11 protein-coding genes and 1 pseudogene are annotated in these 12,996 nt (G+C 41.4%); 6 read left to right on the forward strand and 6 right to left on the reverse strand.

Annotated elements, in window-relative coordinates; translation table 11 throughout:
- The first annotated feature begins 175 nt into the window (after positions 1-175).
- The 5 genes from AC0N32_RS16590 to AC0N32_RS16610 all read left to right on the forward strand — a co-directional run bounded on the left by AC0N32_RS16590 (position 176) and on the right by AC0N32_RS16610 (position 4,079).
- On the forward strand, positions 176-727 hold the full coding sequence (locus AC0N32_RS16590) for an antibiotic biosynthesis monooxygenase (RefSeq protein ID WP_476394954.1): 552 nt from the start codon (positions 176-178) through the stop codon (positions 725-727).
- Between the two features lie 350 nt (positions 728-1,077).
- Positions 1,078-2,112, forward strand: coding sequence for a cupin domain-containing protein (locus AC0N32_RS16595; RefSeq protein WP_476394955.1), 1,035 nt, complete (start codon positions 1,078-1,080; stop codon positions 2,110-2,112).
- A 32-nt stretch (positions 2,113-2,144) separates the two neighbouring features.
- Entirely contained in the window at positions 2,145-2,606 is a 462-nt protein-coding gene (locus AC0N32_RS16600; RefSeq protein ID WP_476394956.1) for a redoxin domain-containing protein, read from the forward strand.
- 1 nt (position 2,607) lies between these two features.
- Entirely contained in the window at positions 2,608-3,123 is a 516-nt protein-coding gene (locus AC0N32_RS16605) for a DsbA family protein (RefSeq protein ID WP_476394957.1), read from the forward strand.
- Positions 3,124-3,257: 134 nt separating this feature from the next.
- On the forward strand, positions 3,258-4,079 hold the full coding sequence (locus AC0N32_RS16610; RefSeq protein ID WP_476394958.1) for an alpha/beta fold hydrolase: 822 nt from the start codon (positions 3,258-3,260) through the stop codon (positions 4,077-4,079).
- An 85-nt stretch (positions 4,080-4,164) separates the two neighbouring features.
- On the opposite strand, the gene AC0N32_RS16615 is transcribed toward AC0N32_RS16610, so the two are convergent.
- Complete coding sequence (locus tag AC0N32_RS16615) at positions 4,165-5,598, reverse strand: SDR family oxidoreductase (protein WP_476394959.1); 1,434 nt, start codon at positions 5,596-5,598, stop codon at positions 4,165-4,167.
- 260 nt (positions 5,599-5,858) lie between these two features.
- Between AC0N32_RS16615 and AC0N32_RS16620 the strand changes: the two genes are divergently transcribed.
- Entirely contained in the window at positions 5,859-7,091 is a 1,233-nt protein-coding gene (locus AC0N32_RS16620; RefSeq protein ID WP_476394960.1) for a YaiO family outer membrane beta-barrel protein, read from the forward strand.
- Between the two features lie 84 nt (positions 7,092-7,175).
- Here the strand turns inward: AC0N32_RS16620 and AC0N32_RS16625 are convergent.
- The 5 genes and pseudogenes from AC0N32_RS16625 to AC0N32_RS16645 all read right to left on the reverse strand — a co-directional run.
- A pseudogene (locus AC0N32_RS16625) lies at positions 7,176-7,535 on the reverse strand (GLPGLI family protein); the annotation flags it as partial.
- A 12-nt stretch (positions 7,536-7,547) separates the two neighbouring features.
- Positions 7,548-7,928, reverse strand: coding sequence for a hypothetical protein (locus tag AC0N32_RS16630; RefSeq protein WP_476394961.1), 381 nt, complete (start codon positions 7,926-7,928; stop codon positions 7,548-7,550).
- Positions 7,929-8,128: 200 nt separating this feature from the next.
- A complete protein-coding gene (locus AC0N32_RS16635; RefSeq protein ID WP_476394962.1) occupies positions 8,129-11,563 on the reverse strand; it encodes a sulfatase-like hydrolase/transferase in 3,435 nt (1,144 codons plus the stop codon).
- Complete coding sequence (locus AC0N32_RS16640) at positions 11,557-12,624, reverse strand: HEAT repeat domain-containing protein (RefSeq protein WP_476394963.1); 1,068 nt, start codon at positions 12,622-12,624, stop codon at positions 11,557-11,559. Before AC0N32_RS16640 ends, AC0N32_RS16635 begins: the two co-directional genes overlap by 7 nt.
- Positions 12,625-12,630: 6 nt before the next feature.
- Positions 12,631-12,987 carry a response regulator transcription factor gene (locus tag AC0N32_RS16645; protein ID WP_476394964.1) on the reverse strand — a complete coding sequence of 119 codons (357 nt, stop codon included), beginning with the start codon at positions 12,985-12,987 and terminating at the stop codon, positions 12,631-12,633.
- Positions 12,988-12,996 lie beyond the last annotated feature (9 nt).

Genomic DNA, 12,996 nt, shown 5'->3' on the forward strand with positions numbered 1-12,996 from the left:
TCATTGATTTTTCCTCCATAAAAACAGATCTTCTGTAAAGAATATCTGAAAACAGGGTAAATAAGTTTAAAAAAGTTTTTAATTAAAAGCATTAAACCTTTTTGAATCTTTTAACTTCATTATTTGAAATACAGGAATTAAAAATGCACAACGGGAATTATTTAAATCAGTAAATATGGAAAATCAGGGAGCGTCTGTGGTGATTACACATCATATACTGGACGGCAAACAGAAAGAATACGAAGGCTGGCTGGATGAAATTATTCCCCAGACCAGACATGCCGAAGGTTTTATCGACCTGCAGATTGTAAGACCGATTCCCGGCCTTACATTTGTGTACACCGTTATTATCCGTTTCGACACCATCGCCCACCTTAAAAACTGGATGGATTCGGAGAGCCGTAAAAAGCTTATCGAAAAGGCAAACCCTTTATTCAGAAAAAACGATAATTACGAGATCCGATCCGGTCTTGATTTTCTTTTTACTTCAGAAAGCACCTCCGGAAAAGCGCCGGTCCGCTGGAAACAGTTTCTGGTGACATGGTCTGCTATTTATCCCCTGTCTCTGCTGGTACCTTTAATTCTCCTTCCCTTTCTAGATGTATTGAATGTTCCGAAGAATCATTATCTTGAAGCACTGCTCATTTCGGGAATTATAGTCTTCCTGATGGTATTTGTGGTTATGCCGGTTTATACAAAGCTGATCCGGAAATGGCTGTATCGGTAACTGAATCCAATCAATATCACCGGGCTTTAAGTTCGATGACTAAAAAGTTGCAGAAAAGCTTTAGCAGAAACTTAGTGTAGGTTTAAGCTAAAGCTTTTTTCTGTAATAACTCCCATTCCTGTTGATGACAGATCACAATAATCCCCGGCGAAGATCAGACTGAACATTTATTCATTATCAATTTTCTTGTAAATGTATCTCAACGGTGAACCAACAGTCTTTCAGATGATGATTCCCAACGACTGTTTTTGCCCGTTCAACGAATAAGCTCCCCGAATTTCGTGAAGATGAGGTAGCTTTACGATAGAAAATACGACAGACCTCATACATTCATCTTAAATATTAACATCATGAATCACTTAAGCTTTAAATACGAATTGGAAAAAAAAGAACCGCGCAGCAATGACGGGGGAACAACAAGAGGTGCCTCTGTGAAAGAGTTTCCTGCCTCCGTAGGTATTGCCGGAGTTTCGATGAGGTTGCAGCCGGGCAGCATGCGTGAACTCCACTGGCATGCCAACGCCGCAGAATGGGCTTATGTCGTTTCAGGAACGGTACGTACAACGATCATTCACCCGGATGGAAAAAGCTATACCGATAATTTCGAACCGGGTGACGTATGGTATTTCCCTAAAGGCTACGGACACTCTATCCAGGCAACAGGAACAGAAGAATGCCACTTTATCCTGATCTTCGACAACGGCAATTTTTCTGAAGACCATACTTTCAGCATCACCGATTTTATTTCGAGCATGCCTCCTGAGATCGTGGCGCAGAATTTAGGGATCACCCCGGAAGAAGTGGCTGCTCTGCCTCAAAAAGAAGCCTACTTTGCAGCAGGTCCGGTTCCGGATGAAATGTCAGCCATCGCCGCAGCTCGTCCTGAAGAATCTGATATCGCCCTTACCAGCCTTCACCGGTATCCTTTGCATGCCCAACAGCCGAGGATTATTCCCGGGGGAGGACTTCAGAGGCTGGTTACCCGAAAAGAATTTCCCATCAGCACCACCATGGCCGGTTCCGTCATCGAACTTCAGCCCGGAGCACTGAGAGAAATGCACTGGCATCCTAATGCCGACGAATGGCAATATTATATTTCCGGGCAGGCAGAGATGACGGTTTTTCTCGCGGAAGGAACGGCAGTAACGGAACAGTTCGGTGCCGGTGATGTAGGCTACGTACCGATGGGAGCCGGACACTACATAAAAAATACGGGAGATTCGGTATGTAAAGTACTGATCGGATTCAACAGCGGGATCTACGAATCCATTGACTTAAGCGAATGGCTTGCAGGAAATCCTGAAGACGTAATAACCACCAATTTCGGACTTGCAGAAGGCGAAGCGGAAAGGTTTCCGAAAAAGAAGATTTTTATTCAACCATAAAACGATCACCATTAACCATAAAAAAACAGATTATGTTACAGAAAGATACCGTTGCACCGGATTTCACCTTGTATGCAACTCCCGACCAGAAAATCACCCTTTCCGAATTTCGGGGAAAGAATGTGATCCTCGCCTTCTATCCTGCCGACTGGAGTCCTGTATGCAGTGACCAGATGGCACTCTATAATGAAATGCTGAAATATTTTAAACAATATAATGCTGAACTATTCGGAATTTCTGTAGACAGCAAGTGGTGTCACATGGCTTTTGGCCAATCGAGAAACCTGCATTTCCCTTTACTCGCAGACTTTGAGGCAAAAGGTGAAATTGCAAAACAATATGGTGTATATGATGAAGAGGAAGGAGAATGCAGACGGGCCCTGTTCGTTATCGATAAAGACGGAATTATTGCCTGGAGCTACCTGTCTCCCACCGCTGTAAATCCCGGAGCAGACGGCATCCTGGAAGCTTTAGAAACCTTAAAAACAAAATAATATGTCACTAAAACCATCAGTCAGCAAAAATGACCATATCCAGGGGAACCCGAATGCCGAACTGGTCATCGTAGAATATGGCGATTATCAATGTCCGTATTGCGGGGCAGCCTATCCTGTTCTTAAAGAGCTTATGAACGAATTCGGAAACGAGATCCGGTTCGTCTTCAGAAATTTTCCGTTGTCGGAGATGCATCCATACGCGAAACCCGCAGCAATGGCCGCAGAAGCAGCTGGCATGCAGGGCAAATTCTGGGAAATGCATGATGCGATCTATGAACATCAGCAAAACCTCAGTGAAAGCTTTTTAATAGAAATTGCAGAACAGCTGCATCTGAATATGGATCAGTTCAAAGAAGATATACAGAGCAGTGAACTTGCGGAAAAGATCGATTCGGATTTTGAAAGCGGAGTAATCAGCGGGGTGAACGGTACCCCATCATTTTTTATCAACGGGAAAAAATTCGACGGCGGCGCAACCGATCTGTTTGAGCTGGTGAGAGAAAATACGATCTGATTTAAAAAAAATCAGCAAAAAGTACGAAATTAAACCAGATTAATTTATACCAGATTTAACCTCTGTACATTTGCTGAAGAAATTAAAACAAAAACAATTACATTCATATTAACAACATTAAAAAAATTAACGAAATGAGTACACTTACCTTAAAAGACGGAACAGAAATTTTTTACAAAGATCAGGGCGAAGGACCGGTATTGATGTTTCACCACGGATGGCCATTGTCTTCGGACGATTGGGATGCACAGGTTATTTTCTTCTTACAGAGAGGATTCCGCGTGGTGACCCATGACCGAAGAGGCCACGGACGTTCAAGCCAGGATATCTACAACCATACCATTGAGCAATATGCGTCCGATGCCGCGGAACTGGTAGAATTTTTAGATTTAAAAGATGTGGTGCATATCGGCCACTCAACCGGCGGCGGCGAGGTGATCCGTTATGTAAACAAATATGCCAACGGAAGAGCGAAGAAAGCCGTACTGATCAGCGCAATTCCTCCGGTAATGGTAAAAAGCGAAACGAATCCCGACGGTGTTCCGATGGAAGTTTTCGATGGCATCAGAGAGCAGACGATGAATAACAGGAACCAGTTCTATTATGATCTTACATTTCCATTCTACGGATACAACAGAGAAGGCGCTGATGTGAAAGACGGTGTTCAGAGAAACTGGTGGAGACAGGGTCTCATGGGCGGAATCGTGGCACATTACGACGGAATCAAAGCTTTTTCTGAAACAGATCTTACGGAAGACTTAAAAGCAGTTGATATTCCTGTTTTGGTAATGCACGGCGAGGATGACCAGATTGTTCCTATTGCCAATGCTGCCTTAAAATCCATCAAATTACTGAAAAACGGAAAACTGATCACTTATCCGGGTTTCCCTCACGGAATGCCTACTACAGAGCACCCGACCATTAACAAAGACCTCCTTGCATTTATTCAGGAGTAATTATATTTAAGTGTTTTTTCTAAAGAGTGTTTCAGCAGATTCACTCTTTTTTGTTTAAATGATCTTATTTTTCTAAGATTAAAATTTACGAATCGCGGGTAAGCTTTTTCAGCATTCCTTTAAAAATTATTCCATGGAAAGGCAGGACCGAATACCAATACAGTCTACCGGAAATTCCGTGAGGCCGGAAAACTGCTTTTTGCCAAAGCTTCCCCCGATACATTTTAAACATCAGCCAGGCTTCACCCGGAAGTTTCATTTCGGCAAAGAGGATCAGCTTTCCTTCTTCCCTATTCGCGTAAAGTACCCTCCAGAAATCCAGTGCATCACCTTCATGCAGCCTGTCGGGATGGGTACGCCCGCGCCTGAGCCCCGGTCCGCCCACTAGCAGATCCATAAAACCCCTGACCTTCCAGAGACTCTGTCCGTACCATCCGTTATTTCCTCCGAGTCTGAAAATTCTTTCAATACATTTTTCGCGGTCGTCATAAGGAGCGCTCCTCAGGTCGGTAAAACAACCGTAATGAGGGACTTCCATGAAATCCTTAAGGCTGGTATCCCTGCGGCTGCTGATAAAGCTGTCTTTCCAGCTGGAAACAATTTCATTGGCCTGGATCTTGGCTAAAGTTCTTCTTAACGCGGTCTCATAAGAAAAAGGATGTATTCCTGTAATGCGTTTTATTTCGGCGAGACTTTCCGGGCGGCAGATTACTTCTATTTTCATGCTTCCGACCAGTGCCGTTGCCAGATTGTAGGAAGTTGAAGTAATAAAATAAAGCCAGTAAGAAGAAAGCCTAGGCGTCATAACCGGTAAGGTGAAAATTTTTCTTTTCAGCTTTCTAATCCTGGCAAATTCCATAAGCATATCTTTGTACGTGAGAACATCGTCACACCCGATGTCGAAGCTTTTGTCGTAGCTTTCTTCTTTAAAAAGGACAAAGATCAGGAAATCCAGAACATTGGCGATCCCGATAGGCTGGCATTTGGTATCGAGCCATCTTGGAGCCACCATTACTGGAAGTTTTTCGACTAGGTCGCGGATGATTTCAAAGGAAGCACTCCCCGATCCTATAATAATTCCGGCCCTTAAAACCGTCGCAGGCACGGTAGATTTCATTAAAATCTTTTCTACCTGAAAACGGGAACCCAGGTGTTTTGACAGTTCCTTTTCATTGACCAGGCCTGATAAATACACAATATGCTGACAGTCTGTCGTTTCAATAAAACCGGCAAAATTTTCTGCACATTTTTTTTCAGAATCTTCGTAATCGCTTGAATTGCTCATCGAATGCATCAGGTAATAGGCCCCTGAAATATCTTTCGGAATATTCTGCAGGGTTTCCGGCTTTAGAAAGTCTACTTCCACGACTTCTATCAGAGACTCGTCGATGTCTATACTTCTTGAAAAGCGGCTTGCATCCCTGCAGCAACAGACAACCTTGTATCCCTGTGCAGCAATCACACTTATCATTCTTTTGCCAATATATCCGGTGGCCCCGGTGAGCAGTATTTTTTTCATAGGAAATCATTCGGCGGATCAGTATCATTCAGTCTCCGAAAATCATACCCTTTTTAAAAAAATCAGGAAAATATTTAATGATGATGAACACACGATCAATTCACTATTTAATGATATTATTTAATTATGACAGTTTCCTATTTAATATTTTAAGGCTAAAAACTTTACTTTATATACCCATAAGTCTTTATAGATACAAAAAGTTCAATATATTTGCCTTAAGATAATTCATCAATAAAAATAGGCATAAACATCAATTCATGAAAAAACATTTAGGATTTTTATTACTTTTATTGCTCCCATTTAACGCATACAGCCAGCAGGATCTTTCGTCTGATGAGCTTTTTGTGAAAGCAAGAACCGCAGCATTTGACGAAAAAGACTATACCAAATCAATTGAGCTTGCCAAACAGGCATTACAGAAATCCCCGAATTATACTGATATTTCCGTATTCCTGGGCCGAGTATATACTTGGAATAAAGGTATAGAAGCTGCAAGAGCCGTTTTTGAAGATCTGGGAAAAAGAGACGTGCGCGATGAAGATTATTTTATAGCCTATGCCTCACTGGAATATTGGAATTATAACAATGCAAAAGCGGTTGAAATCACAGATAAAGGCCTTACCTATCATCCGCAATCGGAAGCTTTGTGGCTGTTGAAAGCAAGAGCCTATTACTCAGACCAAAAGTATAAGGAATCTGAAGAAGCCATCAAAAGTCTGCTCGCCATCAATCCGAAAAATACGGAAGCCATCAGCCTTGCCGTAAAGATCAATGACCTTGCCGCTAAAAACGCCATCAGCGTCACATACAATTACTCCCATTTTGATAAACAATTTTCAGATGACTGGCACATTGTAAGCGTTGGGTACAAAAGAGTAACCCCTATCGGTTCTGTCATTCTACGAGGAAACTATGCCAATAAATTTGCCGAAAACGGGACACAGATTGAGCTTGAAGCCTACCCGAGATTGTCTAAAATGTTTTACCTGTATTTCGGGGCAGCCTATTCTAATGATGTCGGCATTTTCCCGAAGTACCGGACAGGAGTTTCAGTAAACGCCAACCTGCCGCACAGCTTTGAGGCGGAGATCGGATACAGGCAGCTGTATTTCAGCAATAATATCTGGATGTATACGGCTTCTGTCGGAAAATACTACAAGAACTTCTGGTTCAACATCAGGACTTATATTACTCCCGACAACAAGAATATTTCACATTCTTACACCGGAACGGTAAGGTATTACACAAAAAGCGCACAGGATTATTTTGCCTTCCAGATCGGAACGGGGATCAGCCCTGAGGAATCGCGCAATAACCTTCTGGAGAACGAAACCTTTAAACTGAAAACCTTTAAAGTAGGCGCCGAATATAACTTTTCAATCAAGAAGAATCTTTTCTCGGTCGGCACCATGTATTTCAACCAGGAATACCGTCCCAACGAGAAAGGGAATCAGTTTGACATCACTTTAGGTTATACCCGGAAGTTTTAATTTATTTAATTTAAATTTTCATCATAAAAATAACGAATCCGCCTCAGTTGTGAGACGGATTCGTTATTTTTAAATGTTTAAGTTTTATTCCCATTCATATTTTTGCTCGACGGTGAATCTTTGACTGTTTTTGACATTTCCTTTGGCATTAGCAGGAAGACTGTTTGTAACTTTTGCGAAAATCTTATTCATCCTTTCCTCTTTAGCTGCAACATAGTCTTTTAAACTTATTTTATCTTTATTTAAAAATTGAGGCTTATAAGCTACATTTGTTTTATCATTTATATTCACTGATTCGGCTTTCCATATTTCATGATCCATATTATCGGGTTTTATCTCTAATATTAAGCCAGGAAGTCCATAAAATTTAAAGGGACCTGCTGAATATGGTAGTTTTTTTGCAAAGTAAGCAGTGATACTCGTTCCCCTGAAAACACCTGTGGCTTTGGTACATTCCTATCCCGCAATTTTCTTTGTTTGTTTTTCGTCAATAATCCAATTAATTTTTGGCACTTTATCATAAATAAAAAAGCCTCTCCCATCTATTGAGGATGTGAAAAAGAAATTCTTATCACGATCCTCATTTAAGTCAGACACAAAATATTCCTTTGATGGTTTTTTACCATTGTCTAAATTAATTGCCATCGTCCAATCACCTGTTAGTTTATTATTGATAATGATTGAATCCTGAATAGACAATATTTGACTGTTCTTTATAAATAAATCCTCATGTGTCGTTGTAAATGATGATAAAACCTTCACATATCTCACGTGAATCTGTTGAGAATTTATAAAGCATGAAAGAAAGATAAATACAGCTAAAAATAAATTTTTCATAAAAATGATTTTAAATATTGACGAGGCTGCCCAAAAGTTTGTACAGCCTGTTGTTATTTTATACTAATCTTATCTTTTTTAAAAAGATTCAATACTTTTTATATTATAACTGCCTTTTTCATAGCTTTTAAAATATGGATATTGAACCTATTTAAATCAAATTATTAATTAACATAAGGACTTATTAGCCTGAAATTTAATTATTTCCCTCCTTTTTTCATAAAGTTGCTGTACACGGAATCGGGTACCAGCTTCTGGGTCTGATAAAACCTGGAATTCATTTTTTTAAACTGATCAAATCGTCCGTTTATCTTTTTTGAGATCTGGGCATCGTCATAGCTGTCTTCCTCAAGGTTATTGAGAATGAAAAGCTTTCCGTCATGCACATAATATTTATCCGAAACAAAATCGGTAAGAAGACTCTTGCTCTGCATGATCGGATAGTCTCCTTTGTGAATATCCGAATCCGGGGTAAAGCCTTTCCCGACCCACGTAACGGTAGACGGCGTGCGCAGGTTATAATTTTTTCGGTAATAGGCAAGAATAGACGGAGCAACATCAAAATGGCTCACCGTTTTCTGGAATGTTTTTGGCGCTTTCAGCAAAGGTGAATAGATCATCATCGGTACGTGGAAACGGTCTATTTTAGCCTGAATCAGGATTTCCGGCATACTGTGATCTCCAGTGATAAAGAAGATGGTTTTGCCGAAATCCGGTCTTTTGCGGTAGCTTTCCATAAAATGTTTTAAAGCATCATCGGCATTAAGCATGGAGATCAGCTGATCCTTGTACTGTCCGGCCCATTTTCTCTGATCGGCGTTCAAGATATTGGATTTCATCCTGTCATTGTATATTTTTTCGTAGTATGCTTTATTATTGATCAGAAAAGGATTGTGCGTAGAAAGTGTAAGGACCATATTAAAGTACGGTTTGGCCTGTACCTTCTGGGAAGCCAGCACTTTGCTGAAAACTGCCTGGTCTTCATACCCCCAGCTGTCGCCGCTGCTGCTGGCAGGAAGCTTACGGTAAGAACTTTCATAAGAGGCGATGTCGACGATATTATTCACTTTACTGTAGTCCAGATATTCTCTGTACCGGTCAAAAGACAGATGCCCACCGTAATAAAACCCTGTTTCGAAGCCGTTTGACTGGAGAATATTAAATAAATTAAAATGATCCGGTGTTTTTTCAATTTCCAGGAATCCGTTTTTGCCAAATGGTAAAGAACCTGTAAGCGAAGGCAGGGCGGCAAAAGTTCTTCCCGCCGAGCTCAGGCCGTTCTGCCAGTAAAGACTCTTGTGCTTAAGAGAATCCAGGAAAGGCGTAAAATTACCGATGTATCCTTTCGGGGAAGTATAGGCATGGCCGAAACCTTCGAGAACGACAAAAACCAGGTTGGGAACTTCTTCAGATTTATTCATATACGGTCCCAGAAAATCCGGTGTATCTTCTTTTCTCCAGAAAGGAAATGCCTGATCTAGCATTTTAACGTCTGATGCCTGATCTTCATCCCCGTTTATCAATTCTGCGAGTTCAGGGTGATCACTGATAAAGTTATCTTCATTGGCTTTAAAGAAATAAGCCCACTTACTTTTTGCGGCGTTCTGGCTGAACTCGTCTGCACTGTCCAGCATTTTGGATTGCAGGGCATCCGCAGGAATAAAGAATGCGATAAGTCCCAATGACAAAAAAGCAACTCCCGGATAAATAGATTTAAAAGCAGATCTTCCTGCCATCCACAAAGGAATGAAGGACACTGCCAACAAAATCGCCATCAGCGCATAATTCTTCAGATTAAGCATTCCGCTTGCCTGGAGAATCTGCTTCATTTCTTCTTTGCTGTAATAAATAAGATCGGCGCCCAGTAAATTTCCCGTCTCGGAAAAATACAGGAATAAAATATACTGTAAAACGACAACAAACCCGCATGCGACCACCGCAAGGATTCTTGCCCATCCTTCTTTTATAAAATTAATGACAAGATAAATCACCCCAAGCCCGAATATAAGTTCGAATGCAAACAGGATATTATCGGTAAACAGTGAACCCACAACTTTAGAAGTATCTATTTTTGTAAACATATACCTGTACCAAAGCCATTCAGCCGCCACACCCATGAAAAACAGGACAGTGAAGGTCGCTGCGACGATTCCCCATTTCCGGAGGCCGATTTTAAGAATAGCCCATATCCTTTCTTTTAAAGGTAAATTTTTAGTATTCTGACTGAACCCCTGCCTGGTCATTTCTCCCCAGCCATGTGATTTTTTAAAGTAATCGATAAATCCGTTAACACCTGCTCTCACTACGATCGGGTGAAAGTAGAAAGGTTCTGAAAAGGCTGTTCCTATAAGGGTAAAGAAGTCTTTTCTTTTGCTGTACACCTGGTGGCTGACCATGTCTACCAAAATTCCATACACGGAGTAGAGGAAGCCGGTAGAGAGCACCAGTGCAAAGAGAATGAAAAAGAAAGGCCAGTTGATAATGCCTAAAAGTAAAAAAATGATAAAAACAATATATCCCGAAAATTCTACGAGCGGTCCCAGAAACTCAAAGAAGAACCAGTATGGTAGGCTTACCATACCCAGTTTTCTGTATTTTGGGTTGAACATCATTTTACGGTGTTTCCAAAGGGTCTCTATCGTTCCGCGCATCCATCGGTTTCGCTGTTTTTTCAGAATGTCTTTTGTTTCCGGAACTTCAGTCCAGCACAGCGGATCCGGGATGGTAAGCACCTCGTAAGGCTCATTGCGCTCTTCCATATATTTTCTCATGCGCACCACCAGTTCCATGTCTTCTCCCACGGTATTTTTATCGTACCCTCCGCAGTCGAGAACGATCTTCCGGTCAAAAACCCCAAAAGCCCCGGATATCAAAATTAATCCCGAAGCACGGGACCAGGCCATTCTCCCAAGTACAAATGCGCGGATGTATTCTAACGCCTGTGTTCTTCCCAATACGGTTTTAGGCATATTGACGCTGACTACTTTTCCATCTTCAATAACACAGTTGTTGGCAAGACGGATCACGCCTCCGCAGGCAATGATTTTTTTGTCGGTCTGCTCCAGAAAAGGCTTTGCCAGTTTCAGAATGGCATCCTGCTCAAGGATACAGTCTACATCAATGCACACCAGATATTCTCCCGAGGAAACATTGATCCCCACATTCAGGGCATCTGCTTTACCTCCGTTTTCCTTATCGACCACAATAAGTTTTCTGAAAGCCTGATTCCTGCTTTTGTAGATTCCTTTTATTTTATTGGTTTCTATTTTTCCCTGTACAAAGTACGATACACATTCGAGGTCATACGCTTCAATGAGTTTCTGCATAGAATCGTCCTTACTTCCGTCATTGATGATGATAATTTCCAGATTATGGTAGTAAAGAGATAGTAAAGATCTTACGTTTTCGACAATCGTCATTCCCTCATTATAGGCCGGCGCAAGAAGACTGAAAACCGGCGCGTTCGGATTGGCGGCAATAATATTGTAATCGGTAAAGACATTTTCTTTTTTGTAGCGCAAAACAGCACCAAAGGCATAAATCCCGACCCAGGTATAAATAATGGCCACCGCCGATCCGTACAGCAGATACAGCCAAATAACAATGTCATATATAACGTGTGAAAACTCTAACATACTTTTTCCTGTAATGCGTATTTGATGATTTGAACTAATTCTTCCGGAGCCTCTTCTTTTGCTGCGATTTCCGATAAATATTCTCCATGACCCAATGTGAAAAGAGCCTGTGCAGCGTTCACTTTGATTCCTGAAGCCGCCCCTTCTTCCGAAAGTTCCTGTTTAAGCAGATCTGTACAGCACTGATCTTTCGAGATTCTGATCACCCTAAGGATTTCAATACGAACCTCGTCGGGCTGATCGTAATATACTTTTGAAAGATCTTCGACCATCTGGGGATTTTCCAGTGACATAATGGCCTGCACCGATTTTATTCTCACTTCAAGCGGTGCTTCCCCAAGCAATTCAAAGACTTTTGAATAAAAAGACAGCAGCTGGAATTTTTTGATGAGCTTAAGCGTGAAAATAACGGTTGTTTCATTCGGGCTTTCCAGCCATTTGCCGATGGTGGCTTCCGAATCCGGCGGTAAGGAGGAGATCGACAGAAGAAGCCTGAGCTGCTGCCATTCTGAAATTTTAGAGGTAAAACTATCCAGGAACTGCAATCCTTCAAAACCATTAAACCTAACCATCGCATATTGCGCCTCCTGATACACCCGAACCGAAGGATGTGACAGGAAAGTAGAAATTTGCGGAACCGCTTCCTCAACATCCATGACGGTAAGTTCATGTATGCCTCTGGCAATAAGGTGATTCTTTTTCTGGCTGAGTTTTTTCTCGGCTTCTTTCCGCAGGTGATATTCTTTAAAAAGACCTTTTATTCTGTTCTTTGCCGCTCCGGAAAACTTTTTTTCGGAATCCACAAGCTTCTTCAGAAACAAATTGCGGAATGCAGAATTGCCGGCCAATGTATTAAAATGAGCATCTTCGGCCAGCTCATCTTCTCCATAAACGATAACATCAGATATTTTTTTATTGATGATTTCCGACCAGCCGGCTTCCCGTGCAGATTGATTATACTCTATAACATTATAAATGAGCACAATGATGGCCAGTAAGACCACCAGAGAAAGCATGATGATAAAAATGACAAAAAGAAAATGGACTGATGTAACGAGCATTCTGTTTTATTTTGATAAAAATCTTTTAACCCTCAGCATCAACTCGCTGGGACTGAACGGTTTTACGATAAAGTCTGCAGCCCCGAGGTCAAAAGCATTCAGCACTACTTCTTCCTGTCCCATACTGGAAAGCATGATCACCGGTATATTTTTTCCCATGCCCTGTATTGCCGAAAGAATCTCTATTCCCGATGCGAAAGGCATCATAATATCGGTAATGGCAAGATCTACCTCTTTTTCCTGTATGGTCTCGATGGCTTCTTTGCCGTTGCGGGTAAGGATCACTTCATGCCCTTCCTTAAGGAGTTTATGTTCTATTGTTTTAAGAATCAATTCATCATCTTCTGCGATCAAAATTAACATAGCTTTGAT

The organism is Chryseobacterium endophyticum (assembly GCF_056333165.1).